The sequence below is a fragment of the Chryseobacterium sp. JV274 genome, from assembly GCF_903969135.1.
Lineage (GTDB): Bacteria > Bacteroidota > Bacteroidia > Flavobacteriales > Weeksellaceae > Chryseobacterium.
The window spans coordinates 1,524,623-1,550,535 of sequence record NZ_LR824569.1 but is presented as its reverse complement, the minus strand read 5'-3'; the positions used below and the strand labels follow the sequence as shown (position 1 = coordinate 1,550,535).

Genomic DNA, 25,913 nt, shown 5'->3' with positions numbered 1-25,913 from the left:
TCTGCGGTTTTTGGTTTATGTATTCCTATTAAAGGCTTTTCAATAATTTTTCGGTATCAGTAGAATCCTGTCCTGTACTTTTTGCAAGCTCAATAGATTTTTCAGCCCATGTTTTTGCATTTTTCTTATCCCCAATCTTATTGTAAAGATTTGCCAGAGTATCTGTATTAGCAAAGTTCTGATCTTTCTTTACAGATTCCTGTGCCCATGCAATTGCTTTTTCAAGAGATGTTTTATTGCTTACGTTTTCAAAGAAGTTCCACGCAAGAGAATTCAGTTCTTCAGAACCTGCTGCAGAATAGTCTTTGTATAAGTCAATGATCAATTTTTCATACTCAGGAATATCTTTATTCTTTAAAGCTCTGTTGGCTTTCATTCTTTTTAAGATCTTGTCAGCCTCTTCTTTGCTTAGGAATTTCTGAGTTTCAGACATGAAATAGTTGTCGTCCCATTTTTTTGTATCTGCATTATATGCTTTTTTGGAAACGGTATTCAACTTGATGTTTTTGTCAAACTTTTCATACTTATCTTCCGGGAAGAATTTAACGATATCCGCTTTCTTATCCTGAAAAATTTTGTACAAAGGGCTGTCTATAGTTTGAACCCCTGAAAGAAGCATTTGAACATCTTCCTGATCTAAACTTGGTTTCTGCTGGAAATAACGGTTAAGTACTTTACCGGCAAACTCAGCATCATTATACATTGTAAGTCCTGCAAGATTCTTTAGAAACTCAGGATCTTTTTCTCCTTTTTCAAACTGCTCTTTTAAAGAAGTCAGTCTTTTGTTTGGATCTTCGGCATCTTTGGCAAACTGGATAAAGTCTTTTTCTTCAACATATCCTAACGTTCTGTGTACTGCTTCACCGTTTCCATCAATAAACAGGTAAGTAGGGAATGCTTTTACATTATATTTTTTAGCCAACTCAATTCCTTCACCTTTTTCCATGTCAATTTTAGCATTGATGAAGTGAGAATTATAGTATTCACCCACAGACTGAAGTGGGAAGATATTTTTTACCATCAGTTTACAAGGTCCACACCATGAAGCATATGCATCTATAAAGACCAGTTTTTTTTCTTTTTTTGCTTTGGCAAGGATAGACGCAAAATTGCCGTCTTCAAATTTAATTCCCTGTGCCCATGCAAGAACTCCTATAAAGATTGAGGAAAGTATTGCTATTTTTTTCATAAAAACTTTTTATTCCCTGCAAATGTAATAAATATGATGACACATGAGCCGTTCATATTGAAAATAATTATAAAGGAATTTTGGTTTTAAAACAGGCATCGGTTCATATGAAGGATAATCATTTATTATTTCGGTCTAATTATTAAAATTAATGTAAATCGCTGTTTTAAGTTAAATGATTAAATTTCAATATAATATTTTAATAAAAAATAAAATATCACTAGTTTTGTAAAAAACAAAAAGACACCCAGTGAAAATAATGATGAATTATTATAAAATAAAAATAATAATTTGTTTCTGTATGTCTAAAAATATCCTGAAATTTTTGTTTTTGCTGGTAACAGCAGTCCCAATATTCGCTCAGAAAAAAAACAACTTTGAGCTTATCTGTGAAAGAACGTCTTCTGTTACCGCACATAAGGATTTACCCAAAGCGATCAAGACCGCAGATTCTCTTTATATGCTGGCACAGAAACCTTCTGAGAAAATACAATCTCTTATTCTCTCTTCAGAACTTTATCATCATGCCGGCGAGCTTAAAAAAGCAATTTGCTATAGTGAAAACGCCCACTCGATAATCAATCAGATAAATGACCCGGAACAGATGGCTGTGGTAACCCGATTACTTGCCAGGCAATATAGACAGGTAGGGTTGTATGAAAGGTCTAAAAAATACATTGTAAAAGGACTGGAAGCTTCCGGCAGGATTACTGATTTTCAAAAAAGTAATGAGGCGGCAGGACTCCTGAATCAGGAAATGGCTTTCTATGAAATGGAACTGGGCAATTACTCAAATGCAATACGATTTATAGAATCTTCTCTGAAATATTTTGAGAGAATCAACAGCCGTAATGAAAACAGAACAGCTGCTGCTTCCTATCAATTGCTTGGTGATGTCTATTTCAAACTGAATGACTATCCTGTTTCTGAAAATTATTACAGGAAAGCTGAAGGTTTGCTCAAAGTCGGAAGCTGTACGCTCGGATTGGTTTATAATGGTCTGGGAGGAATCCGTCTGAAGCAGAAAAACTGGAAAGATGCGGAACTATACCTGAAAAAAGCAGAAAAAATAGCAGACACCTCCAGAAGTCTTACATTGAAAAAAGCAGTATACTCCAATATAAATGATTACTATGAAGGGATGGGGGATAATTTCAAAGCTTCTTTATATGCTGTGAAATATGTACGGACATACGACAGTATTGCAGCTCGTAATCAAAGCTTCACAATGAAAGGAGTAGAGGTTTCAAAAGGGAAGACCAGTAAGAAGAACGGACAGATGAATCTGGTGAAAAATGCCACTATTATTGTCCTGTTTACATTGTTGGTTGGTTTACTTGTTTTCTTCAGAACGAAACAGAAAAAACAACGTTCAAAGTTCAGAAATATCATAAGAACTCAGTTGAAAATGATCAGCAGCAGAAGTAATCATCCTTTAAAACAATCCGATGGTTCTGAGTTTTCCAATATATCTGTGGAAGAAATTGATGAAAAAGATTCTGAAACAGACCGAAGACGAAATGATTCTCTGATGACTTCCGAAACAGAATCAAAGCTGCTTGAACTTCTTGAAGATTTTGAGAAAGGTGATCTCTATAACAATAAGGGAATGTCTCTGTCTTTCCTTGCAGGTGAATTGAATACCAATACAAAATATCTGTCTTATGTAATCAATCAGCATAAGAGTGCTGACTTTAAATCGTATATCAACCGACTGAGAATCAGATATATTGTGGATAAGCTGATCAACGATGAGAAATACCGACAGTATAAAATAAGCATCCTTGCTGATGAATGCGGCTTCTCTTCACACAGTAAATTTGCTGCAGTTTTCAAAGCGGTCACAGACTATTCTCCATCAGCCTATATTAAATATCTTGATGCTGAAAATCAATCAGATAAAAATGTTCATTTTCCTGAAAATGATTAAAAATAGATAGGTTTTTAAATTCTATCTTACTGTTTTCACGAAAATGAACAACCTATTGTTTTACAGGAACCCTTTGCTATCCTATCTTTGCGCCAGTTCGAGGGACATGAATACAATCATACTACAGCTTATCTCTTTTATTTTTTGAAGGAATATTTCTTTTCCTGAAATAATATTATAGTAAGAAAATCATCCCTAAGCTGAAAACTAAACCATGAAAATTTATATATGGAACGCGTGTATATTTCATCATTGAAACAGCCACGGTTCCTGTTTTTATCTTTAAAGGAAGTATTCTGTTCACAGAATATAAACCATATCTTATAATCGGGGTTGATTGCCCGGTTTTTTTTCAGTCAAGTTTTTTTAAGTGCAAATCCACAGAAGTCTGTGGATTTGTGATTTTATTTAACTTTTGGACTGTCGGGTTTGGTTTTTGAAGTATCAGCTGCCGGAGCGGGTATAGAATTAGCTACAGCAGAATCACCCATTTTGTTTCTTAAAGATTCCTTGTTGTGGGCATCTTTATATTCCTCTCGTTTTTCTTTATTTTGAGCACAACTTCCAAGGAAAAGAAGTCCAAGAACTGCTCCTATCCAGAATTTTTTCATAGTAGTATATATTAATGTTTGGTAATAATCAAATATAAGATTAATTAAAAGATAAAAGATAAAAGATAAAAGATAAAAGATAAAAGATAAAAGATAAAAGATAAAAGATGTTATTATTAAAATTCAATAGGGGGTGGATTTTAACTCACTAACAAAAAAATATTCGTCCCATTGGCTTTATCCAATAAAAAAAATCTGCAGCGATTTCATCTGCAGATTTTCCATTTTTAAATTGAACGTATATCAATACTATTTGACTGGAGACATTACCGCTGAATCTTTTTTTATCTTGACACTGTCAGGATTTGTCATTTTTGTAGTCATTGTATCAGTGGTTGTAGGCGGTATACTTTTTTGAGTATTTTCTACTGTCGCTGAATCACGATTGCTCGATGACATTGTCGATTCTTTGGTTCCACAGCTCACTGCAAATATTCCTATTCCAATGACTGTTAGCAATAACTTTTTCATACTATTTTATTTTGGGGTGTATACCTATTCAAAATCAACAATTATTCCTAAGAGGGTAGGGAAAGTCGTAAAATATAGGTAAAGTTTGTTAAAAGATGTTAGGTAAAAGGTAACAGGTTGTAGGGATTAGGGGAGAGAGTATTGAAGTATTGGAGAAGTAAAAGTATATTTCTGGCTACCAATAACCTTAAACCTTAGACCTTGAACTTTAAATCTTTAAACCTTGAACTCTGCATCCCACAAAAAAGCCCCGAAACCGAAATTCCGAGGCTGTTCAATCATTTATCAATGATCATTTATCTTTTATTATCCCAAATAAGGATATTTGTAGTTTTTTGGAGAAACAAAAGTTTCTTTTACACTTCTTACAGAGGTCCATCTCAGAAGATTCATTTTAGAACCTGCTTTATCATTTGTTCCTGAAGCTCTACCACCACCGAAAGGCTGTTGTCCTACTACAGCACCTGTTGGTTTATCATTGATGTAGAAGTTACCTGAAGCATTCTCTAAAGCTTTATAAGCTTCATTGATCGCGTAACGGTCTTGTGAGAATACAGAACCTGTTAATGAATAAGGAGAAGTAGAATCTACAAGTTTTAGCGTTTCTTTCCAGTCCTTATCTTCATATACAAAGATTGATAAGATTGGCCCGAAGATCTCTTCTACCATACTTTCGTAGTGAGGATTTGTAGTTTCAATTACTGTTGGGTGTACAAACCATCCTTTAGAATCATCAACTTTTCCACCGATTGCTACAGAAGCTTCATCTGAAGCATTTGCTCTGTCGATATATCCTTTACATTTCTCGAAAGAATTTTTGTCAATTACTGCGTTTACAAAGTTAGAAGTATCTTCTGGAGAACCTACTTTAATAGAATTCATCTGAGTTTCCATTACTTTTTTCACGTCAGCCCAAAGAGACTTAGGTACATAAGCTCTTGAAGCAGCTGAACATTTTTGTCCCTGATATTCGAAAGCACCTCTTACCAATGCAGTAGCTACAGCTTCTACGTTAGCAGATGGGTGAGCGATTACAAAATCTTTCCCTCCTGTTTCTCCAACAATTCTTGGATATGTTCTGTAGTTGTGGATATTATCACCAATCATTTTCCACATTCCCTGGAATACTTTTGTAGAACCTGTGAAGTGAAGACCAGCAAAATCACGGTGTGCCAATACTTTTTCAGCAGTTTCTTTTCCATCTGTAAAGATCATGTTGATAACTCCCGCAGGAAGACCAGCTTCAATTAATACATCCATAATTACTTTTGCAGAATATACCTGCTTGTCAGACGGCTTCCAAACTACAACGTTTCCTAACATTGCCATACAAGTAGGAAGGTTTCCGGAAATAGCAGTAAAGTTGAACGGAGTTACTGCAAAGCAGAATCCTTCTAATGGTCTGTATTCAACGCGGTTCCAGATTCCATTGTCAGAAACCGGCTGCTCAGCATACATTTCTGTCATGAACTCTACATTGAATCTTAAGAAGTCGATGAATTCACAAGCTGCATCAATTTCAGCCTGGTGTACATTCTTAGACTGTCCGATCATTGTTGCAGCATTAATCACATCTCTGTAAGGACCAGCCAAAAGATCAGCTGCCTTTAAGAAAATTGCTGCACGCTGTTCCCAGCCTAGTTCATTCCATTCTTGTTTAGCTGCCAATGCCGCGTTGATAGCGTCATCCACATGCTGCATACCACCCTGATAATAGAAACCGAAGTCATGAGCATGATCCTGTGGAGACTGAAGCTGTACTTTTGTATCAGTTTTCACTTCTTTTCCATTGATAATCATTGGAACTTCCACCTTTTCAGCCCACATTTTTTTATAAGTGTCGATAAGGCTTTTAACTTCCGGAGATCCCGGTTCATAAGAATTTACCGGCTCATTTACCGCTAATGGTACTTGCGAAATTGCTTTTGACATATTACGTTTTATTATTTTATTAAATTAAATAAGATGTGTATACAAATTTACGATAATTATAAGGAAAGAAAAAAATACCGCCTGTTTTTATGAAATAAAGCTTATTGTTAAGTAATAGCTAATGAATAAAGGATTTTTAACATGTTGTGTTGATAATATTGGATGTATTTACTCGATCTTTTAAATAGAAGGAAAAGATAAAGTGGAATATCAGAATTATAGGAATAAGGACAATAAAATATTTGTCATAGTTCATAAACTATGCTTAAGTATTATAAATAAGGGATTTATCATGAAATGTTAAAATTACATAAAATTGTATTTGTTGCGATTTTGAACATTTTAAATAATTTTTTTGATAGCCAAGGTTTTAAGATTGTTCTAATTTTACACCATTATTAATAGTATGAAAAAAAGAGTTTTATTTTTCTCTTTTCTGATGTTTTTCTCAGCGTTGTGTGCAGGTCTTTTTGCACATAAAGGGAAAACTCAGTCATACTCTGATATTATCTCAAAAATCAATCTCCTTCAGCAGAAATCCGATCAGCAGACCCAGCCTGAAATGTATAGTTTTTCAGATGTGCAGGATGTACAGGATTCCAATGACTGGGAGAAAGTGAAATTTGATTACTCAGTACTTGCACAGCAGTGGCTCAATTATTTCTTTGCAGGCTACACTTACAATACACAGGTTGCGGCTGTTCAAAACCGTACCTACATTACAGCACCAAGATACATTCTGTATCACTGTCTGCAGATAGCGGGCTGCTAATCCCTTTTTTAAATTTTTAATGATCCATTGTGGTTTGTATTCACTCAATACAGATCCGTAAAAATCATTCCCATTTTACATTTTTTGAACATGTCTATTTGCCTTTATGGAGAGGTGAACCAGTACTGTTTGTCCAATTTTAAATAAAAATACTATGCACTTAACACCGAGAGAAACGGAAAAGCTTATGCTATTTCTGGCAGGCGAACTCGCTCTAAAAAGAAAGGCAAGAGGCCTTAAATTAAACTATCCTGAATCAATTGCACTCATCAGCCACTTTTTGCTTGAAGGAGCAAGAGATGGAAAAAAAGTAGCCGAACTGATGCAGGAAGGCGCTAATCTTCTTACTAAAGATGACGTAATGCCCGGCGTATCAGAAATGATCCACGATGTTCAGATTGAAGCCACTTTCCCTGATGGGACTAAGCTGGTAACCGTACACAACCCAATCCGCTAATACTACTGATTATGATACCAGGAGAAATTTTTGTAAAAGAAGGTACAATTATCTGCAATGAAGGCAGAGAAACTGTAAAAATAAAAGTAACAAACACCGGAGACCGTCCTATTCAGGTGGGTTCACACTTCCACTTTTTTGAAGTCAATAAAGCGATGAGCTTTGACCGTGAAAAAGCTTTCGGAAAGAGACTGAATATTGTAGCAAGTACTGCAGTAAGGTTTGAACCGGGAGAAGAAAAAGAAGTGGAATTGGTAGAAATAGGAGGAACCAAAAAAGCAATGGGCTTCAACAACCTTGTCGACGGACAGATAGATTCCGAAGAACAGAAAAAGGCAAGCCTTGCAAAAGTTGAAGAATTAAACTTTAAAAATCATTAAGATGAGCTTACACGTAGACAGAAAACAATACGCCAATATATTAGGTCCTACAGCCGGAGACAAAATCAGATTGGGAGACACTGAAATAATCATTGAAATTGAAAAAGATTTCACTCACTATGGAGACGAAGCCGTTTTCGGAGGAGGAAAAACAGTCCGTGACGGAATGGGACAGAATGTTACTGCTAAAAGAGATGAAGGTGTTCTGGACCTTTGCATCACAGGAGCTGTCATCATTGACCATTGGGGAATTATAAAAGGTGATATCGGAATCAAAGACGGAAAGATCGTAGGAATCGGAAAAGCAGGTAACCCTGATACAATGGATGGTGTAAGTCCTAATATGATTATTGGAGCTTCAACTGAAGTCCACGGTGGAAAAGGATATATCGTAACAGCCGGAGGTATTGATACCCATATTCACTACATCTGTCCTCAACAGATCGAAACATCTCTATACAGCGGGATCACAACAATGATTGGCGGTGGTACAGGTCCGAATGACGGAACTAATGCTACAACAGTGACTCCGGGAAAATTCAATATGCAGAAAATGCTTGAGGCAGCAGAAGAATATCCTATGAACCTTGGTTTCTTCGGAAAAGGAAACTGTTCGGCAGAAGAACCTATTGAAGAGCAGGTAGAAGCAGGTGCTTTAGGTGTGAAAATCCATGAAGACTGGGGAGCAACTCCCGCAACAATTGATGCAGCACTGAAAGTAGCGGATAAATATGACGTTCAGGTTGCTATCCATACCGATACGCTGAATGAAGGAGGATTCCTTGAAGATACAATGAGAGCAATCAACGGAAGAGTGATCCATACATTCCATACAGAAGGAGCTGGTGGAGGTCACGCCCCGGATATCATTAAAGCAGCAATGTACCCAAATGTACTGCCCGCTTCTACAAATCCTACACGTCCTTATACAGTCAATACGATTGATGAGCACTTAGATATGTTGATGGTTTGTCATCACCTGAGCAAGAATATTCCTGAAGATGTAGCTTTTGCAGATTCCCGTATTCGCCCTGAAACCATTGCAGCAGAAGATATTCTTCATGACATGGGCGTTTTCAGCATCATGAGTTCGGATTCTCAGGCGATGGGAAGACCGGGAGAAGTGATTACAAGAACATGGCAGACGGCAAGCAAAATGAAGGAGCAGAGAGGTGATTTAGCTGAAGATCAGGATAGTGGAAACGATAATTACCGTGCAAAAAGATATGTGGCTAAATATACCATCAATCCCGCTATTGCACATGGTATTTCAGAATATGTAGGATCTCTTGAAGAAGGTAAATTGGCAGATTTGGTGATCTGGAAGCCTGCATTATTCGGAGTAAAACCGGAAATGATTGTAAAAGGAGGGTTTGTGATTGCTGCTAAAATGGGAGATCCAAATGCATCTATTCCAACACCTCAGCCAATTATTTACAGAAATATGTTCGGAGCTCATGGAAAAGCCAAGTTTGGTATTTGTGCGAATTTCGTTTCTCAGGTTTCTATCGACAACGGAACCATTGCTTCTTACAAATTGGAGAAAATGATTCTTCCGGTAAAAAATTGTAGAAATATTTCCAAAAAAGACCTTATTCATAACGATAAGACTCCTTTAATTGAAGTGAACCCTGAAAACTATAAAGTAACGGTAGACGGTGAGTACATCACTTGCGAACCTGCGGAAACACTTCCTTTAACACAGCTGTATTACTTATTCTAAGATCAATTTAAAGTACAGTATCTGAAAGCGAAACTATTGGGCTTTGTCATTCTGACGAAGGAAGAATCTCATAGGGATTCTTCACTACATTTCGTTTAGAATGACACTTTCAGGTACTTCTTTATCCCAGGTTTACTCACTGAATTTAAAATAATTATAGAACTAAGTTTAAAATGAAATATTTAAATAAAACAGTTGTTTCTCTTGTTGTAGCCGGAATGTCTATGCTTTCAGGAAATCTGAGCGCTCAGTTTTTGGGCGGGCACAGGCTTAAAAGTGATGAAGATGGACCAAAAGGGCAGTTTATGGTGTATGGTTCATTAGATTACTCTAAACTTACAACTCCATCCAGCAGCAGCAGTACTGTCTCAAGCGCACCACTTGGAGTAGGGTACTTCATTAACAATAATGACCTTATCGGAGTCAATTATGCTTACTCACAGAATACAGTTGATCATAATGTAGTCTACAAACAAAATGAAGCAGGTATCTGGTACAGCCCTTCATTGATGCTTGGAAAGTACTTTGTACTGATCGGGCAGGTAGATGCTCACTATGTTTGGGGACAGCAGCTGTCAACGGCTGCTGATGCAATGCAGAACTTTAACGGATTCCGTCTTCGTGCCTATCCCTTGATTGGAATATTACTGGGAGGAGGCTGGGCCCTGAAATTCAAATTTGCAGAACTTTCAATGCTTCAGACTAAAACCAAAGAAGAAGGCTGGACGAAGAACTATGTAGCAGGAATCAGTGGTTCAACATTCGGGGTAGGAATCTCCAAAAACTTAGACTTTAGAAAAAAATCCAAAAATGATAATTAATCAAATCACAGGCAATCTCTCTGAAAATCCTACAGGGAAAACCATAGATTATCTTGATCTGGAATGGTTTGAAACTACCAAAAGAATCCAGCGCAAAAAAACCAGACAGGGAACTGACGTTGCGATCAAGTTTCTCAGAGAAGGACAGCGTTTGCGTGAAGGAGATATTCTTTTTGAGGATGCGGAAAAAATAATCGCGGTAAATGTTCTGGAGACGGAAGCGATCGTGATGTCACCTGCTTCGCTCCTGAAAATGGGTACCGTATGTTATGAGATCGGAAACAAACATATTCCGCTCTTCATTCAGAATGATAAAGTATTGCTTCCTTTTGAAATGCCGATGTTCAGATGGCTGGAGGCAAGCGGTTTCAACCCGGAGAAACAATCTGTGAAACTGCTGAATCTTCTTAAATCCAATGTAGAACCCCACGGGCATGGAAGTCTGGGATCAACAATCTTTACAAAAATCTTAAAAATGGCAGCTCCGAAAGATGAATAATATCAACATAAATTTCCTGTCAGGACTGCTTCATCTTGCAGATCCGACACTTCCCATCGGAGGGTATACTCATTCCAACGGACTTGAAACCTATGTGCAGGAAAGGATTGTACATAATTTAGGTACAGCCAAAGAATTTGTGCAGAATATGCTTCAGTACAACCTTAAATTTAATGATGGGGCTTTTGTAAAACTGGCGTATGAAGCAGCGGAAAAAGGAGATTTGCAGGCATTGTTACTTCTTGATAATGAGTGTAACGCTATAAAATGTCCGAAGGAAATCCGCCAGGCCAGTCAGAAATTGGGGATCAGGCTGATCAAAATCTTTAAAAGGAGAGACCGTTTCCCTTTTATGGAAGCGTTTGAAAAAGCAGTGCAGAATAAAGAAGCCAATTCCCATTACTGTATTGTGTTCGGAGTGTATGCTTACCTAATGAAAATTCCTTTGTATGAAGCTCTTTTAGGATTCTATTATACCTCAGTGGCGGGAATGATCACCAATGCGGTAAAGCTTGTTCCTCTTGGACAGCTGGATGGACAAGATATTTTATTTTCCCTTTATCCTGTAATGGAAAAAACAGTCTGGGAAACCATAGAGCTGGACAGAGATATGATAGGACTTTGTAATACCGCTTTCGATATCAGGTGTATGCAGCATGAGAGATTGTATTCAAGACTTTATATGTCGTAAGGAAAAGGTAAATAGCTGATGATGCAGAATACGATGCACATTGCTGAGTGAAACGCCTTTGCGATCGTAAAATATTCACGGTAAAAAACTTAGCGTCCATAGCGTTAAAAAACAATTAAAATTTTAAAAAAATGGAAAATAGAAAATATATAAAAGTAGGAGTTGCAGGACCTGTAGGTTCAGGAAAAACTGCATTACTGGAACGTTTAAGCAGAAAATTATTCGGAAAGTATGACCTTGGAGTAATCACTAATGATATTTATACAAAAGAAGATGCTGAATTTATGGCAAAAAACAGTCTTCTTCCCCATGATAGAATTATCGGAGTAGAAACAGGAGGCTGCCCACACACTGCCATCCGCGAAGATGCAAGTATGAACCTTGAAGCCGTAGATGAGCTTGCAGCACGTTTCCCTGAAATTGAACTGGTTCTTATCGAAAGTGGAGGTGATAACCTTTCAGCGACATTCAGCCCGGACCTTGCAGACGTTACCATCTTCATTATTGACGTAGCAGAAGGAGAGAAAATTCCTAGAAAAGGAGGTCCTGGTATTACAAGATCAGACTTGTTAATTATCAATAAAATAGACCTTGCCCCGTATGTAGGAGCCAGCCTTGAAGTAATGGAAAATGATGCCAGAAGAATGAGAAAAGGAAATCCTTTTGTATTTACAAACCTTAAAACAGATGAAGGACTGGACAAAGTAATAGGTTGGATTAAAAAATATGCTCTTCTCGAGGAAATTGAAGAACCGAACTTAGTAAGATAAATGGACAGTCGTTTAAATATTATCGCAGGATTTAAGGGAGGAGAATCCTATGTGAAAGACCTTTATGTCTCACTTCCTTTCAGAGTGGTTTCTGTAGGGCAGCGGAAAAGTGACAAAAAACTTTATCAGATGGTGATGAGCTCCTCTCCGGGAATTCTGGATGGAGACCACTACCATCTGGAGGTTGCTCTTGAAAAAGGTGCTGCGCTTCAGCTGCAGTCACAATCCTATCAGAGGCTTTTCAATATGAAGGATAAAGCACTTCAGGAGCTTAATGTTTCTATGGAAGATGAAACCTCTTTTGCTTACGTTCCTCATCCCATAGTTCCGCATGAAGATTCCAATTTTAAGAGCAAAGCGAATATTCATATTGGGAACAACAGCCAGATCATCATCAGTGAGATTATTACCTGCGGAAGAAAACATTATGGAGAAGTTTTTAAACTGAAGCGTTTTCAGAATGTGATGGAAATCTACCACAACAATAAGCTGGTAGTGAAAGATAATGTTTTCATTCAGCCTGATATGATCCCGATCAGCAGTATCGGAAATCTGGAACAGTATACCCACCAGGGAACCCTGATCTTCTATAGTACGAAGGGAAATGTAGACAAGAATGGATTGATTGAAGAGATCGTTGAAGCAGCGGCACAGCATCATGAAGAAATGGAAGTCGGAGTCTCTGCAATGGATGACAATGGTTTTGTCGTAAGAGCTTTGGGACACGGAGGAGAGTTGATGTACAACTTCTTCCTGTATATTCAGGAAATTCTCTGGTCACTCGAGTAAAAAAGGGAGCCTTGTCAAGGTTCAAAACCTTGACAAGGCTCTCAAGTAAAACAAAAAAGTAAAAAATGGATAGTACAGTTTGGGCGCTTCTTTTGAGTGCCGTTTCAATAAGTTTCATACACACCGCTTCAGGGCCGGATCACTACCTGCCATTCATTGTGATTTCAAAATCCAAGAAATGGAGCGGAATGAAAACAGCAGTATTAACGGTTGTCTGCGGTTTCGGACACGTATTCAGTTCTCTGATTTTAGGCTTTATCGGGGTTTTCCTTGGATGGCAGCTCAATAAGATCTCCTGGTTTCAGGATATCAGAGGAAATTTCTCAGGATGGGCACTGCTTATTTTTGGAGGAGTTTATCTGGTATATAGTTTCATTCAGGCCATCAGAAACAAGCCTCATAAGCATTTTGATGTAATGGGTGATGATGTTTATGTATACGAACATAATCATAGTGAAGTGGTAATGCCTCAAAAAAGAATAAAAGTGACTCCGCTTGTACTTTTTATGATTTTCGTAATGGGACCCAGTGAACCTTTAATTCCTTTATTATTCTATTCGGGAGTAAAACATTCAATGTCTGAAATTGCTGTTCTGGTAACGTCTTTCACCATAACTACCGTCCTGACAATGCTTGGAATGGTTCTTCTGGGACGTTATGGTTATTCAACACTATTCAATACTGAAAAGCTGGAAAGATATATGGGAGTGGTGAGCGGGGCTGTGGTAACCGTTTGCGGAATAGGAATGGTCTTTCTTGGATGGTAAACGAGTTTCAGGATTCAGGATTCGGGGTACGAGTGGTAGAGTTTGAAGGTCAGAGAGAATGAGAGTTTTAGTGTAGAGTCCCACTTCCTGCTCCCAATTTCTAGCTTCCAGCTATTACTTTTACTGTCTCACTCAAATCATCAATACATTTTACATTGTACAAAATACATTATACAAAAAAACTATGAACGAATTTTTCAAAAAACTACCTTTTATAGACCATGTTTTGAAAGGAATCGGACAGATTATGCTTCAGGAAAACAGATGGACAGGACTTCTGTTTCTTACAGGAATCTTTATGGGAAGCTGGCAGTGCGGGATTGCAGTATTGCTTTCAACGGCGGCCGGAACTTTTACTGCCATGAAACTTAACTATGCTAAATCTGAAATCAATGCCGGGCTTTACGGCTTCAGTGCGGCACTTGTAGGAGTAGCGTTGTCCTTTCTATTTGAAACTACATTGCTGATCTGGATTTTAATAGTGTTGGGTGGAGCATTGGCAGCTGTTATTCAGCATTTCTTTATTCAGAAGAAAATTCCGGTGTTTACCTTTCCTTTCATTATCATTACATGGATATTGGTATTTGCACTCCATCATTTTACGCATATTCCGCCATCTGCGATGTTGAGCAGTGAAGTGGTGCCCACAGAATATGATGATTTTCTTGCCTGTACCAATGGTTTTGGCGAAGTAATATTTCAGGGTGGAGTACTTTCAGGAATGATTTTCTTTCTTGCCGTTTTCATCAGTTCTCCCATAGCCGCTTTATATGGGCTGGCAGCATCTATTCTTGGTGCAGGATTATCACAGTTGAACGGAGAGCCTATTAAAGAAATCCACATGGGATTATTTGGTTTTAATGCCGTGCTTTCAGCAATTGCTTTTTCCGGAGTTAAAAAAACAGATGGTTTATGGGTACTTATTGCCGTTCTTATCACGATTGCCATTGATGATCTTTTGATTGACAATCATTGTTTAGATATCGTGGGTGGAGTATTTACTTTTCCATTCGTAGCCGGAACGTGGATTACGCTTTTAATTCAGAAAGTATTTCTTAAAACTAAAGAATAGAGTTTTAGAAGGGAGTTCAAAGTTCAAAGTTTAACGTTCAAGGTTTAAAGTTTAAAGTTTAAAGTTCTCCTACGAATGACTGATGATTCACTTGTCTTTCATTTGACTTCTAAAATCATTAATACATTATACAAACAAATAAAAAATGAAAATAACAAAAATAGCAGCCGTATTTCTGGTCATGGCATTCAGTGGAAAAATGATGGCGCAGGAAGCAGAAAAACAGTTGCTGATCAAAGATGCAGATGACAAATTTCCCATTGCAGATGCTTTGGTAAAATATGACCACGGGAACAGCCATACTCATACAGCGGCAGATGGTATATTTGCCATTCCTGTAAAATCACTTCCTGATACCCTTGTGATCAGCCGTCAGGGATATGATGAGGTAAAATGGGTGGTGACCAGCGATGAAGATAAAAATAAAGTTATTTTTTTACAGCATAAGCCTTTTCAGATTTCTGAAGTTGCCATCAATCACAGTTCATTTTTATCAGCCATTACAAAGGTTGATCTGAATAAATTTCCGGTAAACTCAGCGCAGGATTTATTGAGAAAAGTTCCGGGATTGTTTATTGCACAGCATGCTGGAGGAGGAAAGGCCGAACAGCTTTTTTTAAGAGGATTTGATGCCGATCACGGTACCGATGTCAGCGTTAATGTGGACGGAATGCCGGTGAATATCGTTTCTCATGCCCATGGTCAGGGATACTCAGATTTACACTTTGTGATTCCTGAAACGGTAAACAATATTGACTTCGGAAAAGGAGCCTATTATATGGATCGCGGTGATTTCAATACGGCAGGATATGTAGATTTTCAGACCTATAATGGATTGAAAAACAGTATGATTAAACTGGAAGGAGGCTCTTTCAATTCAGAAAGAGTTTTGGGAATGTTCAATATTCTGCATGATGATCTGGGAAGAAAAAATGCCTATATCGCAGCAGAATACAACTATACAGACGGCCCTTTTGATGTAAAACAGAATTTCAACAGAGTTAACATCTTCGGGAAATACAACCAATGGTTAACTGATAAAGACTATTTCAATATTCAGTTTTCAACATTCAATTCTTCATGGAATGCTTCCGGACAGATTCCGGAACGTGCCGTAGATGAAGGAATCATTGGCAGATGGGGAAGTATAGACCCTACGGAAGGCGGAAAAACTTCCAGAACAAATCTTCAGATGAATTTCAAGCACATTATATCTCCTTCTGAGCAGATTGATGCCATGGCTTTCTATTCAAAGTATAATTTCAATCTGTATTCTGATTTTACCTTTAATTTAAAAGATAAAGATCATGGAGATGAAATTCAGCAGACCGACGGAAGAAATATCTACGGTGCCGAAGTGAAATATACCAAAGCTTTTGCCCTGGCTAATAGTTCTTTAAACTGGACTTCTGGAATAGGGTTAAGGAATGATGATATCAATACTTTACAGCTTAACCATGTGTATCACAGAGATATGCTGCTTGACAGATTATCCGATGTGACAGGGACGGAAACCAACCTTCATGCTTACTCAGGATTGGTATGGAAGACAGGAAAATGGACCATTAACCCTGCTTTGAGAGTAGATCATTTTATCTTTAACATGCATAATCTGCTGGATGTAGAACAATTGCCGTCCGGACAGTCAAAAGAAGCAACAAGACTAAGCCCGAAATTGAATTTCTCCTACGCTCAGAATGATAACGTGATGTGGTTCCTGAAAACAGGGATGGGCTTCCACTCCAATGACCTGAGAGTAGTCGTTCCCAATAAAAACGAAAATACCCTTCCATATTCTATTGGAGCAGATTTTGGGGTGAGATTACATCCGTTCAAATCATTGATTATTACTCCGGCATTATGGTATATGGATCTGCAGCAGGAATTTGTTTATGTAGGAGATGATGCTGTAGTAGAACCTTCCGGAAAGTCAAGACGTTTCGGGGCCGATCTTGGAGTTCGTTTCCAGCCGTTGGAAAACTTTTATCTGAATGCCGATATCAATTATTCTCATGCAAGATTTACCGAAGAAGAAAAAGGACAGGATTACGTTCCGCTGGCTCCTGTAGTAACCAGTACAGGATCTGTAAACTGGGATTTCCTGGATGGCTTTTCTTTAGGACTTCAATACCGATATCTGGGAGCAAGACCAGCAGTAGAGGATAACAGTATCAGAACCAAAGCTTACTTTGTAAATGATCTAATGCTTTCTTATAACCGCCGGAAATGGGGTGCAAATGTTCAGCTTAACAACCTTTTCAATGTAAAATGGAATGAAGCCCAGTTTGCAACAGAAACCCAGTTGAAAGGAGAAGCAGAACCTATTACAGATCTTACTTATACACCAGGAAGTCCTTTTGGAGTAAGGGTAGGAGTGTATTATAAGTTCTAAATGAATGAGTGGGAGAGTATAAAGGGGTGAGAGAGGAGGTTGCTGGATGCGGGAGTTGCTTTTGCCCTTTTACTTTCCACTGATTCGGTGTTGAGTCTTAAAAATATTTTGTATAACTTTAAATAATCATAAAAAGGATATGGAAGTTCTATCCAATTTTCAATATAAAAAACTCTTTCTTCCGAATATTACGGACAGGATATTAGCCAATAATGCTGATATACAGCTCTATCGGATAGAAAATTACCTTAAAGGCATTCTGATGCCGGTCATTCCGTATCGTACAACGTTTAATTTTATCATTTTCGTTACCAACGGTCATATCAGACAATATCTTGAAAATAAAGAATATCATGCTGGGAAAGGCGGGGTTATCTTTATCAAACAAGGAACCATCACGGCAACTGTAGAATTATCAGACGATATTGAAGGCTTCTTCCTGGCTTATGAAAATAATATCCTGTCTGAACAGGAACTGCCAAAGCATAAAAGCAGTATCTTTTTCATGACTCCTTTCCTGAATCTGGACAGCCTGACTTATGGAACCATTACCCAGCTTCTTCCTATCATGGAGCAGGAGTTGTGGCTAAATAATCTCAATATCAATGATGTAGTAGTAACGATGCTTCATCTTATTTTAATCAAAATGCTGAGCACAGATTCTGATACCCATCACAAATCTGCGACGCGCCCTATGGAATTGTCCCTTCAGTTTCGGGATCTTTTGTTTAAATATCATGTGGGAGAAAAGAGAGTGGCGTTCTATGCCGATAAACTATCTGTAACAGAAAGCTACCTGAATAAATGTGTAAAAGGTGTTACCCAGAAATCCCCAAAACAGTGGATCAATGAGATAGATATCAATTACAGCAAAGCATTACTTCACTCCAGTAAAGATATTGCTGAAATTGCTTACGAACTGAATTTTCATACTGCTTCCCATTTTACCCAGCTTTTCAAAAAAATTGCAGGTATTACTCCAAAGGAATACAGAATACAGTTTTTGAATAACAACAGGATTTCAATATAATAAGGCTGGGAGTAGGAAGCCGGATGCTGGAAGTATTGCAGAAGCTTGATCAAAATGAGTTGAAAGTTCGGAATTTGATTTCAGAACTTCCATCTCCCTGCTTCCTTTCTTCCATTTTCTCACATCCTCTCATTTTCAAGAATTTTCAGAACCAGCCTTTCCTCTTTTGTCAGATCAGCTTTTCCATCATTTTCTTCTATAATTTCCAGTTCGTCAAGGTATTTTTTGATGGTATTGTTTTCGTAAAGATTAATAACTAAAGGATGAACATAATATTTTCTGCAGACAGCTGAGGTATTTCCTAAGTTTTCTGCAACGATCTCCAGAGCTTCTTTTACTTTCTTTTTATATTGAGTATCATTTTCTGCATACCCGATCTCTTTAAAAGCGATCAGAGCACTTACCGTTCCAGACCAGGTCCTGAAATCCTTAGCCGTAAAATCTTCGCCGCTGATCTCTTTTATATATTCATTCACCATACCTGAATCCACAGAATGGCGGTTTCCTTCATCATCAAAATATTGAAAAAGTTCCTTTCCCGGAATATCTTTACATTTCTGAATAAGTCTTGCCAGCCTCTTACTTCTAAGGTCAACGTTATGCATAATGCCTTTTTTGCCTTTAAAAGAGAACGTAATTTTCTGTCCTTTTACCTTGACATGCTTATCCTTTAAAGTAGTCAGTCCAAAAGAACCGTACAGTTTTTCATAAATAGTATTACCAATACGGATATTGGTTCTTTGCATAAGGCTCACAATTAAAGCCAGAATTTTTCGCTTTTCAAAATTTCTCAAAGCAAGATCCTGTTCTATATGCAGCCGCATTTCCGGTAACGCATATCCGAACTGAAGCATTCTGTAAAATTTCGTATGATTTCTTAAAGCGCTCCAAAGAGGGTGGTAGCGGTATTGTTTTCTTTTTTTGATGTCAAAGCCCGTTGCCTGAAGATGCCCGTTGTCAAGGGCGCAGATCCATACATTTTCCCAGGCAGGCGGAAGTACCAGGCTGTTGATTCTTGTAATTTCTTCCTTATCCTTGATCTTTTCACCGTCTTTATAATAGGAATATTTCTTTCCTGTTTTCTTACGGGTAATTCCGGCGGTCTCTGCATCGGTGGTATATACAAGATGTACCGCCTTTGCAGAAGCTTCCGGGTCCTTCATTATTTTAACAATTTTTGAAGGCTTAAGGTGAGAAATCATCTCCAGATCTGTATTCTTCTCCATAAAGCATGGTTACGAGTTTTTACCCCTCGAAAAAATCAGTAAAAGAATCCCTACTATTATACAGACTAAGAGAATTCCCCACCACATTCCTGCCTTAAAAATTGTTTCTACTGCTTCACAACTTGTTAGTGTCAACAAACTTAATATCATAATACTGTAAAAGCTCCACTTTTTCATAACCATATATTTTGTTGAGGTGTTAGATTCTGAGTCGGTCAGCCCTCCATTTTTTTATAGACCGTTTAATTTCATCTCCTGAGATGTTTTCGTGAAGAGCTCTGTATAAAAGCTCTTTGAACTCATCGTCATAGGTAAATCTCAATGCAGCAATCTGATCAAATCTTAGTTTTTCAACAGTTTCATCCGATCTTTTATTGAAAATTTCAAAATACCGCTGTTGAAATTCCAGAATTACCATTCGGTTTTGAAGCCCCAATGCATAATGCTGCCGCGTCATAAACGCCAGATAAAAAAGCAGAAAAATCACAATAGAAAATAAAATCCAGGTCAGCTGATTTCCCGGGTCATCCCAGATTTTATAAATTCCAAAAATCTCTAATAAGATGAGTAAAGGGAGATAGATAAAATGATGAGGTGGATAAAACTTCCTGTGGTTATTGTAGTTCTGCTGTTTCATGGAATTGAATACAGCAATAATCTTTCCAAAAATTTATTATTTTGATAATGTGGTAGTTTTTTTTAGATGAAAATGATTTATTTTATTAAATATGTTTAAGGTTTTAATGTTTTTAAATTATAAATTTATTCCCAATCCATTTACATGTATTAAGTGTCAGAAAGCTTAAATATACTTTTCAAACACAAGGATTGTCATTTAAAAAACAGAATATTAAAAAAGATTTTGTGACTTTAGGGGGTAAATAATCAATGTCTTTTAATACAAAAACATATAAAATTAAACCACAGATCTCTTCAAAAAGAAATCGGGATAAAATAACAGATTATTAAGTAAAATAGCCGTTAGATTTCAGCTCCAACTTCAAATTTTTCGTAACTTTCGGTGTTTAAAAAAGAAAAGAATGACTTCAAAGGAAAAAGTTGCTGCGCTTCGTGAAGAAATGCAGAAAAATAATGTTGATGCATTTATAGTATATTCTGCAGACCCGCATATGAGCGAATACCTTCCCGAAGAATGGCAGGAGAGAGCTTGGTTGTCAGGTTTCTTAGGTTCTGCTGGTTTTGTGGTAGTTACCAAAGACAAAGCCGGACTTTGGACAGACGGAAGATACTTTACACAAGCTGCTATCGAGCTGGATGGTTCAGGTATTGATCTTTTCAAAGAAGGTATGGAAGGAACTCCCAACTATATCGACTGGATTATTTCAGAAATCCCTTCAGGAGGTAAAGTGGCTGTAAATGCTTTAGCAGCCTCTAATGCAAACTGGGAATTGCTTTCTCAGAAATTTAATTCAAAAAATATTACGCTGGTAGATTTTCCGCTTTTAAAAGAAGTTTGGAAAGAAAGAGGAACACCATCTGCTAACCCTATTTTCGTACATCCGGTAGAAAGAGCGGGAAAATCCGTCTCTGATAAAATTGCTGCCATCCGTCAGAAAATGGAAGATCAGGAAGCTACCGTACATATCATATCAAGTCTGGATGACGTAGCATGGACGGCTAACCTGAGAGGAAGTGATGTAGAAAGCAATCCTGTGTTTTTAGGATATATTGTGATTACTAAAAACGATGCTGTTCTATTTACAGGATTAGAAAAAATGGAAGTAGGAGCAAGAAAACAAATGGATGATTCCTTTGTGAAGATGATGCCTTACGAAGAATTCTACAATTACCTGAAGACCTTCAAAAATGAAAAAGTACTGGTTTCTCCAAACAGCAATCAACAGATTTTTGAAACTTTAAAAACAGACAACCAGTTTATCAAAGCTCCGGTTCCCGGTAATTTGATGAAAGCCCAGAAAAACGAAGCTGAGCTGGAAGGGTTCAGAAAAGTAATGGTAAGAGATGGAGTCGCTATGGTAAAATTCCTTTATTGGTTAACTCACAATGCAGGAAAAGAAACGATGAATGAATATTCTATCGGACAGAAACTAAGAGGATTCCGTGCAGAAGGTGAAAATTTTGTCGGAGAAAGCTTCGGTTCTATCGTGGGATATAAAGATAATGGTGCCATCATGCATTATTCTGCCAAAAAAGAAGGAAGCAAAGACGTAACCAATGAGGAAACAATCCTGGTAGATTCAGGAGGTCAGTACCTTGAAGGAACTACAGATATTACAAGAACTTTCGCCTTAGGAACACCTTCGGATGAGTTTAAAAGAAATTCAACATTGGTATTACAGGGATTGATCCGTTTATCAATGGTAAAATTCCCAAAAGGAACAAAAGGAGTGCACCTTGATGCTATCGCAAGACTTCCTTTATGGATGGAAGGTAAAGACTTCAACCACGGAACAGGACATGGTGTAGGAAGCTTCATGAATGTACACGAGGGACCCCAAAACATCAGAAAAGACCTGAACCCTCAGGAACTTCTTCCGGGAATGGTATGTTCAAACGAACCTGGATATTACCTTGAAGGACATTATGGAATCCGTCATGAAAACCTGATCGCAGTAAAAGAAGCAGAAAAAACAATTCACGGAACATTCTATGAATTTGAAACCTTAACATTCTGCCCGTTCTTCAAAGATACTGTAGTGAAAGAAATCCTTTCAGAAAGTGAAATCGCATGGTTGAATGGTTACCATAAAACGTGTGAAGAAAAGCTCGCTCCTTATTTGGAAGGAGAAGTTAAAGACTGGTTCCTGCAATTGGTAAGCCCTCTTTAATAAAGTTTAGTTAGGGTTTAAAGTTAATGAAATCATCACTTTATATCTTGAGCTTTAAACATTAAACAAAAGAATTGTTAGATAAACCAAAGTCCTGTAAGGTATTTCCTGCAGGGCTTTTCTTTTTGTACAACCGTATTTTTACGGATATAATTCTAGGGATTCTACTGATTGATAAAAAACTGCGTTGACCTATCTTTGTCCCAACAAAACATCATTCATATCTTCATAAATAACTCAAGTAAATTCAAAACGGTAAATCATCTCGTCCTGAGGTGATTTTTTTTGTTCTCAATTGAAACTTGCATGGCTATACATTCGCTTAAAAAGAATCAATGAAATTGATCTCATCTTCGCTAACTTAAAATAAAATCTTAGAAAAAATGAAAACTTTGCGTTTATAAAGCATGTTGCATTCATCTTTTATCTATTTTCGTGATTCATTAGAACACCCTTATTTTTAAGAATGATGATACAGGATTATTTTCGAAGCTTTAATCTGTTTTCAGAGAACGAAATTGAAGAGTTTCTACAACTTTTCGAAATCCGTAAGCTGAATAAAAACGACTTTTTCGTACAGGAAGGCGAGCGGTGTAGAGAAGTAGCTTTCATAAACTCCGGAATTTTCCGGTCTTTCTATACTTCCGGTGACGGAAAAGATATGACTTATTGTTTCAAGTTTCCGAGCACGATGATTGCGGCTTATTCATCATTTATTTCAGGATGTCTCAGTAAAGAAAGTATTCAGGCTATTACCGATGTAGAATTATTGATCCTGAAAAAAGAAAAAATGGATATTCTGGTTCAGGATGCACTGAACTGGACTCAGTTTTTAAAAATTATTGCTGAACAGGAATATCTTGAACTGGAAAGAAGATTTTTTCAGCTTCAGAGAGACAGTGCGAGCCAAAGGTATGCAGCACTTCTTGAAAATTATCCTGATTATATTCAGAAAATTCCATTACAGTATTTATCTTCTTACCTGGGAATTACACAGCGGCATTTGAGTCGTATCAGAAAGGAAGTTTCTTTTTAGACATTTGTCCTGTTCATTGAAATGGGAGCGCTATACTTTTGTCAAAAAAAGTTATGGAGCAAAATATTTTAATCATTGGAGGAAATGGATTGGTTGGAAAAACTATTTCCCGCATTCTGAAATCAAGAAACCCTCATCTTACCATTTTTATTGGAGGAAGAAAAGGTGGACAAACGGATAAAGACCTGAGAATCGACGTTACAGATCCTGCTTCTTTTAAGGTTATTCTGGAAAAAAAAATAAACCTCATCATTCTTTCTGTGAATGATAGAGAAGATCATATACTTCGTTTTGCGATTGCTCATCATATAGATTATCTGGATATCACCAAGCCTACTCCGGCCTTGGTAAAAGCTTATGCTATTGCCGGAAAAGCAGACGTGAACAGCAGAATTGTTTTCAGTTCAGGATGGATGGGCGGAATTGTACCGGGATTGGTCAATACTCTTTCCAGTTCAGATGATATTAAGGAAGTAAAGGTATTTGTTTATTATTCGGTAAAAGATCTGGCAGGAGAGAGTTCAGCTCATTTTATGGCAGAAAACGTAGCCGTTCCTTTTGTACATTATAAGAATGACAGACCTGTTTCTATCAGACACTTTCTGGATACGGAACCTTTTAAGTTCTCTTTTGGAATAGGAGAGAGAAAGGCTTACAATTTTGATGTACCAGATCTTTATATTCTTAATAAGGTGGAACGAATTCCCGGAGTAAGTGTAAAAATGACCTATAATTCTAAATTCATTACATGGCTGCTGGGATCCTTTCAGTACCTTAGAATTTTTAATATTTTATCATTAAAAGAAAGAAAAATGATTTTTGGATCCAGTGGAAACGGAGATCAGTCTGTGTTTGAAATTGTGGTAAAAGATAAAGAAGGTCAGAAGAAACTGAGCTTACGAAGTATGAAAGGACAGGCAGAACTTACTGCTTTATCTGCTGTTCTGCATACCGAAGAACTGCTGAGAAATCCCCATGAAAATAATGTGTATTTCAGCCATCAGCTGCATGAGCCTTTATCATTAATGACACAGCTTCATAGCTATGAAACCATCAATATCAATATCACACAATGAAAAAAATAGCAATTATCAACGGGCATCCCAATAAAGATTCTTTCAACTTTGGCGTGGCAGAAGCTTACAGTGCAGGAGCTGCAGAAACAGGCGCAGAAGTAAAGGAAATTGTTATAAGAGATTTAAACTTTAATCCTAATCTGCAGTTTGGATACCAGAAAAGAATGGAACTGGAACCGGATCTGATGAAAGCATGGGAGATTATTCAGTGGGCTGACCATTTGGTGTGGGTACATCCTGTCTGGTGGGGAGGATTTCCAGCTTTGATGAAAGGATTTATAGATCGCCTTTTCTTACCGGGAATGGCTTATAAATACCGGGAGAATTCTGTGTGGTGGGATAAACTTTTAAAAGGTAAAACGGCACATGTAATTACTACTTTAGATCAGCCGGGCTGGTATTACCGTTTGTTTTTTGGCAGACCCAGCGTGAATCAGCTTAAAAAATCCATATTGGAATATTGCGGCGTAAAACCTGTAAAACTGACCTATATCGGGATCATCCGGAATTCTAAAGATGAGCAGAGGGGTCAATGGTTGAGAAAAGTGAAGGAATTAGGGAGGAAACAGAAATAATCTATAAATTTTAAGATGTAGAGTTGATGATAACTTTATCCGGTAATAATTGATTTTTTATTACCGGATAAAGGTTTCTCTGTTAAAGTAAAAATACTGCTGTTTTGCCATTTTACAATCCTTTTTTCCCCTCAATCCAGTATGCCTGTGATTTTATACATTTGGGAGAAACTCCTTTGGCCTTAAGAAACTTCCTGATCAGAGACATTCTTTCTCCGTTTCCGGTGAGGTAGAAAACAGCATCATCATTATAAATAGCTTCTTTTTCCTCCCTCAGAAAATCATTCAGCGCTTCAATCATCCTCATGGTATTGTTTTTGGGGCTGTGATAGCCATATAAATTCAGTTTTTCAAGAGCAGAACATTCTTCCAGTTCATGAAGGCAGATGAATAAAGAACCATTTTCTTCCACGGCTTCTTTGATCGAAAGTGAACTTCCCAGTGAAGTTTCGTCACCCACAGAAAAATGAATTTTTGCATTGGGAGCAAAGAATTGTTTTCCTCTGGGCATTAAAAGCTTTATAGAATCTCCGGCAGAAAGCTGGGTAACAAAATGGCTTCCGGCGGCAGATGTATCATGAAGGTGAAATAGAACATCAAAAGTGCCGGCCTCCTGGTTGAAATTGAAGGGAGAATAATTCCGGAAATCGCGGCCATTGATTCTTATCGCTATTGCATACGCAGGTTCGTAAGAAACATCCTGTAAGTCCGTTTGAAAACGGACAAGACGAAGATCATTCGTTATTTTTTCTATCTGGATAACCGTACAGTCTTTAAATTTTGAGGACCAGACATTTTCTACAGTGTCGTTGATCCATTTTGGTAAACTCGGCATAAATCATTTTTATTGCAAAGGACGTTGCAAAATCAGAAAATACCGATAGCTGTTTCAGG

General features: G+C 37.5%; 25 protein-coding genes. 18 read left to right on the top strand and 7 right to left on the bottom strand.

Going from position 1 to position 25,913, the window contains the following annotated elements:
• Positions 1-28 precede the first annotated feature (28 nt).
• Positions 29-1,189 carry a thioredoxin family protein gene (locus CHRYMOREF3P_RS07000; RefSeq protein WP_077418490.1) on the bottom strand — a complete coding sequence of 387 codons (1,161 nt, stop codon included), beginning with the start codon at positions 1,187-1,189 and terminating at the stop codon, positions 29-31.
• A gap of 301 nt (positions 1,190-1,490) precedes the next feature.
• Here CHRYMOREF3P_RS07000 and CHRYMOREF3P_RS06995 point away from each other — a divergent pair, with 301 nt between their 5' ends.
• Entirely contained in the window at positions 1,491-3,119 is a 1,629-nt protein-coding gene (locus tag CHRYMOREF3P_RS06995; protein ID WP_180564216.1) for an AraC family transcriptional regulator, read from the top strand.
• 404 nt (positions 3,120-3,523) lie between these two features.
• On the opposite strand, the gene CHRYMOREF3P_RS06990 is transcribed toward CHRYMOREF3P_RS06995, so the two are convergent.
• From CHRYMOREF3P_RS06990 to pruA, 3 genes are all read right to left on the bottom strand, one after another.
• Positions 3,524-3,730: a hypothetical protein gene (locus tag CHRYMOREF3P_RS06990; RefSeq protein WP_077418494.1), complete on the bottom strand. Its 207-nt coding sequence runs from the start codon at positions 3,728-3,730 to the stop codon at positions 3,524-3,526.
• Positions 3,731-3,979: 249 nt separating this feature from the next.
• Positions 3,980-4,201 carry a cytochrome C551 gene (locus CHRYMOREF3P_RS06985; protein WP_077418496.1) on the bottom strand — a complete coding sequence of 74 codons (222 nt, stop codon included), beginning with the start codon at positions 4,199-4,201 and terminating at the stop codon, positions 3,980-3,982.
• Positions 4,202-4,507: 306 nt separating this feature from the next.
• On the bottom strand, positions 4,508-6,133 hold the full coding sequence (gene pruA, locus CHRYMOREF3P_RS06980; RefSeq protein ID WP_180564215.1) for an L-glutamate gamma-semialdehyde dehydrogenase: 1,626 nt from the start codon (positions 6,131-6,133) through the stop codon (positions 4,508-4,510).
• Between the two features lie 406 nt (positions 6,134-6,539).
• Between pruA and CHRYMOREF3P_RS06975 the strand changes: the two genes are divergently transcribed.
• The 13 genes from CHRYMOREF3P_RS06975 to CHRYMOREF3P_RS06915 all read left to right on the top strand — a co-directional run bounded on the left by CHRYMOREF3P_RS06975 (position 6,540) and on the right by CHRYMOREF3P_RS06915 (position 18,296).
• The gene (locus CHRYMOREF3P_RS06975) at positions 6,540-6,905 is read left to right on the top strand and encodes a hypothetical protein (RefSeq protein WP_077418498.1); all 366 of its coding nucleotides are present in this window, start codon (positions 6,540-6,542) and stop codon (positions 6,903-6,905) included.
• A 154-nt stretch (positions 6,906-7,059) separates the two neighbouring features.
• Positions 7,060-7,362: an urease subunit gamma gene (gene ureA, locus CHRYMOREF3P_RS06970; RefSeq protein WP_047387758.1), complete on the top strand. Its 303-nt coding sequence runs from the start codon at positions 7,060-7,062 to the stop codon at positions 7,360-7,362.
• An 11-nt stretch (positions 7,363-7,373) separates the two neighbouring features.
• The gene (ureB, locus tag CHRYMOREF3P_RS06965) at positions 7,374-7,742 is read left to right on the top strand and encodes an urease subunit beta (protein ID WP_047387761.1); all 369 of its coding nucleotides are present in this window, start codon (positions 7,374-7,376) and stop codon (positions 7,740-7,742) included.
• A gap of 1 nt (position 7,743) precedes the next feature.
• The gene (gene ureC, locus CHRYMOREF3P_RS06960; RefSeq protein WP_180564214.1) at positions 7,744-9,465 is read left to right on the top strand and encodes an urease subunit alpha; all 1,722 of its coding nucleotides are present in this window, start codon (positions 7,744-7,746) and stop codon (positions 9,463-9,465) included.
• A gap of 173 nt (positions 9,466-9,638) precedes the next feature.
• Positions 9,639-10,286, top strand: a complete 648-nt coding sequence (locus CHRYMOREF3P_RS06955; protein ID WP_077418499.1) for a hypothetical protein — start codon at positions 9,639-9,641, stop codon at positions 10,284-10,286.
• On the top strand, positions 10,276-10,785 hold the full coding sequence (gene ureE / locus CHRYMOREF3P_RS06950; protein ID WP_180564213.1) for an urease accessory protein UreE: 510 nt from the start codon (positions 10,276-10,278) through the stop codon (positions 10,783-10,785). Before CHRYMOREF3P_RS06955 ends, ureE begins: the two co-directional genes overlap by 11 nt.
• Positions 10,778-11,476, top strand: coding sequence for an urease accessory protein UreF (locus CHRYMOREF3P_RS06945; protein ID WP_232538978.1), 699 nt, complete (start codon positions 10,778-10,780; stop codon positions 11,474-11,476). Before ureE ends, CHRYMOREF3P_RS06945 begins: the two co-directional genes overlap by 8 nt.
• Before the next feature lie 131 nt (positions 11,477-11,607).
• Complete coding sequence (ureG, locus tag CHRYMOREF3P_RS06940) at positions 11,608-12,246, top strand: urease accessory protein UreG (protein WP_045499433.1); 639 nt, start codon at positions 11,608-11,610, stop codon at positions 12,244-12,246.
• On the top strand, positions 12,247-13,035 hold the full coding sequence (locus CHRYMOREF3P_RS06935) for an urease accessory protein UreD (RefSeq protein ID WP_180564212.1): 789 nt from the start codon (positions 12,247-12,249) through the stop codon (positions 13,033-13,035).
• A gap of 65 nt (positions 13,036-13,100) precedes the next feature.
• Positions 13,101-13,802 carry a hypothetical protein gene (locus CHRYMOREF3P_RS06930; protein ID WP_180564211.1) on the top strand — a complete coding sequence of 234 codons (702 nt, stop codon included), beginning with the start codon at positions 13,101-13,103 and terminating at the stop codon, positions 13,800-13,802.
• A 184-nt stretch (positions 13,803-13,986) separates the two neighbouring features.
• Positions 13,987-14,874, top strand: coding sequence for an urea transporter (locus CHRYMOREF3P_RS06925; protein WP_077418504.1), 888 nt, complete (start codon positions 13,987-13,989; stop codon positions 14,872-14,874).
• Positions 14,875-15,019: 145 nt separating this feature from the next.
• Positions 15,020-17,266, top strand: a complete 2,247-nt coding sequence (locus CHRYMOREF3P_RS06920) for a TonB-dependent receptor (RefSeq protein WP_180564210.1) — start codon at positions 15,020-15,022, stop codon at positions 17,264-17,266.
• A gap of 139 nt (positions 17,267-17,405) precedes the next feature.
• Positions 17,406-18,296, top strand: coding sequence for a helix-turn-helix domain-containing protein (locus tag CHRYMOREF3P_RS06915; protein ID WP_180564209.1), 891 nt, complete (start codon positions 17,406-17,408; stop codon positions 18,294-18,296).
• A 119-nt stretch (positions 18,297-18,415) separates the two neighbouring features.
• Here CHRYMOREF3P_RS06915 and CHRYMOREF3P_RS06910 read toward each other — a convergent pair whose 3' ends face one another.
• Both CHRYMOREF3P_RS06910 and CHRYMOREF3P_RS06905 read right to left on the bottom strand, forming a co-directional pair.
• Positions 18,416-19,522 (bottom strand): DNA topoisomerase IB, encoded by a 1,107-nt coding sequence (locus tag CHRYMOREF3P_RS06910; RefSeq protein ID WP_077418507.1) that lies wholly within the window; start codon positions 19,520-19,522, stop codon positions 18,416-18,418.
• Between the two features lie 199 nt (positions 19,523-19,721).
• Positions 19,722-20,159 (bottom strand): DUF6526 family protein, encoded by a 438-nt coding sequence (locus tag CHRYMOREF3P_RS06905; RefSeq protein WP_047387789.1) that lies wholly within the window; start codon positions 20,157-20,159, stop codon positions 19,722-19,724.
• Between the two features lie 403 nt (positions 20,160-20,562).
• Here CHRYMOREF3P_RS06905 and CHRYMOREF3P_RS06900 point away from each other — a divergent pair, with 403 nt between their 5' ends.
• The 4 genes from CHRYMOREF3P_RS06900 to CHRYMOREF3P_RS06885 all read left to right on the top strand — a co-directional run bounded on the left by CHRYMOREF3P_RS06900 (position 20,563) and on the right by CHRYMOREF3P_RS06885 (position 25,019).
• Complete coding sequence (locus tag CHRYMOREF3P_RS06900; RefSeq protein ID WP_180564208.1) at positions 20,563-22,332, top strand: aminopeptidase P family protein; 1,770 nt, start codon at positions 20,563-20,565, stop codon at positions 22,330-22,332.
• 469 nt (positions 22,333-22,801) lie between these two features.
• Positions 22,802-23,368, top strand: coding sequence for a Crp/Fnr family transcriptional regulator (locus CHRYMOREF3P_RS06895; RefSeq protein ID WP_077418739.1), 567 nt, complete (start codon positions 22,802-22,804; stop codon positions 23,366-23,368).
• A gap of 53 nt (positions 23,369-23,421) precedes the next feature.
• Complete coding sequence (locus tag CHRYMOREF3P_RS06890; RefSeq protein ID WP_180564207.1) at positions 23,422-24,444, top strand: saccharopine dehydrogenase; 1,023 nt, start codon at positions 23,422-23,424, stop codon at positions 24,442-24,444.
• Positions 24,441-25,019, top strand: coding sequence for an NAD(P)H-dependent oxidoreductase (locus CHRYMOREF3P_RS06885; RefSeq protein ID WP_180564206.1), 579 nt, complete (start codon positions 24,441-24,443; stop codon positions 25,017-25,019). Before CHRYMOREF3P_RS06890 ends, CHRYMOREF3P_RS06885 begins: the two co-directional genes overlap by 4 nt.
• A gap of 112 nt (positions 25,020-25,131) precedes the next feature.
• On the opposite strand, the gene CHRYMOREF3P_RS06880 is transcribed toward CHRYMOREF3P_RS06885, so the two are convergent.
• A complete protein-coding gene (locus CHRYMOREF3P_RS06880; protein WP_180564205.1) occupies positions 25,132-25,854 on the bottom strand; it encodes a siderophore-interacting protein in 723 nt (240 codons plus the stop codon).
• Positions 25,855-25,913: the final 59 nt, after the last annotated feature.

Excerpts from the sequence above, each read along its gene's own strand:
- CHRYMOREF3P_RS06985 (WP_077418496.1), bottom strand. The coding sequence starts at position 4,201 with ATGAAAAAGTTATTGCTAACAGTCATTGGAATAGGAATATTTGCAGTG.
- CHRYMOREF3P_RS06925 (WP_077418504.1), top strand. The coding sequence starts at position 13,987 with ATGAACGAATTTTTCAAAAAACTACCTTTTATAGACCATGTTTTGAAA.
- CHRYMOREF3P_RS06895 (WP_077418739.1), top strand. The coding sequence starts at position 22,802 with ATGATACAGGATTATTTTCGAAGCTTTAATCTGTTTTCAGAGAACGAA.
- CHRYMOREF3P_RS06890 (WP_180564207.1), top strand. The coding sequence starts at position 23,422 with ATGGAGCAAAATATTTTAATCATTGGAGGAAATGGATTGGTTGGAAAA.
- pruA (WP_180564215.1), bottom strand. The coding sequence starts at position 6,133 with ATGTCAAAAGCAATTTCGCAAGTACCATTAGCGGTAAATGAGCCGGTA.
- ureB (WP_047387761.1), top strand. The coding sequence starts at position 7,374 with ATGATACCAGGAGAAATTTTTGTAAAAGAAGGTACAATTATCTGCAAT.
- CHRYMOREF3P_RS06930 (WP_180564211.1), top strand. The coding sequence starts at position 13,101 with ATGGATAGTACAGTTTGGGCGCTTCTTTTGAGTGCCGTTTCAATAAGT.
- CHRYMOREF3P_RS06920 (WP_180564210.1), top strand. The coding sequence starts at position 15,020 with ATGAAAATAACAAAAATAGCAGCCGTATTTCTGGTCATGGCATTCAGT.
- ureA (WP_047387758.1), top strand. The coding sequence starts at position 7,060 with ATGCACTTAACACCGAGAGAAACGGAAAAGCTTATGCTATTTCTGGCA.
- CHRYMOREF3P_RS06945 (WP_232538978.1), top strand. The coding sequence starts at position 10,778 with ATGAATAATATCAACATAAATTTCCTGTCAGGACTGCTTCATCTTGCA.
- CHRYMOREF3P_RS06905 (WP_047387789.1), bottom strand. The coding sequence starts at position 20,159 with ATGAAACAGCAGAACTACAATAACCACAGGAAGTTTTATCCACCTCAT.
- CHRYMOREF3P_RS06995 (WP_180564216.1), top strand. The coding sequence starts at position 1,491 with ATGTCTAAAAATATCCTGAAATTTTTGTTTTTGCTGGTAACAGCAGTC.
- CHRYMOREF3P_RS06975 (WP_077418498.1), top strand. The coding sequence starts at position 6,540 with ATGAAAAAAAGAGTTTTATTTTTCTCTTTTCTGATGTTTTTCTCAGCG.
- CHRYMOREF3P_RS06990 (WP_077418494.1), bottom strand. The coding sequence starts at position 3,730 with ATGAAAAAATTCTGGATAGGAGCAGTTCTTGGACTTCTTTTCCTTGGA.
- CHRYMOREF3P_RS06915 (WP_180564209.1), top strand. The coding sequence starts at position 17,406 with ATGGAAGTTCTATCCAATTTTCAATATAAAAAACTCTTTCTTCCGAAT.
- CHRYMOREF3P_RS06910 (WP_077418507.1), bottom strand. The coding sequence starts at position 19,522 with ATGGAGAAGAATACAGATCTGGAGATGATTTCTCACCTTAAGCCTTCA.
- ureG (WP_045499433.1), top strand. The coding sequence starts at position 11,608 with ATGGAAAATAGAAAATATATAAAAGTAGGAGTTGCAGGACCTGTAGGT.
- ureE (WP_180564213.1), top strand. The coding sequence starts at position 10,276 with ATGATAATTAATCAAATCACAGGCAATCTCTCTGAAAATCCTACAGGG.
- ureC (WP_180564214.1), top strand. The coding sequence starts at position 7,744 with ATGAGCTTACACGTAGACAGAAAACAATACGCCAATATATTAGGTCCT.
- CHRYMOREF3P_RS06955 (WP_077418499.1), top strand. The coding sequence starts at position 9,639 with ATGAAATATTTAAATAAAACAGTTGTTTCTCTTGTTGTAGCCGGAATG.
- CHRYMOREF3P_RS06880 (WP_180564205.1), bottom strand. The coding sequence starts at position 25,854 with ATGCCGAGTTTACCAAAATGGATCAACGACACTGTAGAAAATGTCTGG.
- CHRYMOREF3P_RS06900 (WP_180564208.1), top strand. The coding sequence starts at position 20,563 with ATGACTTCAAAGGAAAAAGTTGCTGCGCTTCGTGAAGAAATGCAGAAA.
- CHRYMOREF3P_RS06885 (WP_180564206.1), top strand. The coding sequence starts at position 24,441 with ATGAAAAAAATAGCAATTATCAACGGGCATCCCAATAAAGATTCTTTC.
- CHRYMOREF3P_RS07000 (WP_077418490.1), bottom strand. The coding sequence starts at position 1,189 with ATGAAAAAAATAGCAATACTTTCCTCAATCTTTATAGGAGTTCTTGCA.
- CHRYMOREF3P_RS06935 (WP_180564212.1), top strand. The coding sequence starts at position 12,247 with ATGGACAGTCGTTTAAATATTATCGCAGGATTTAAGGGAGGAGAATCC.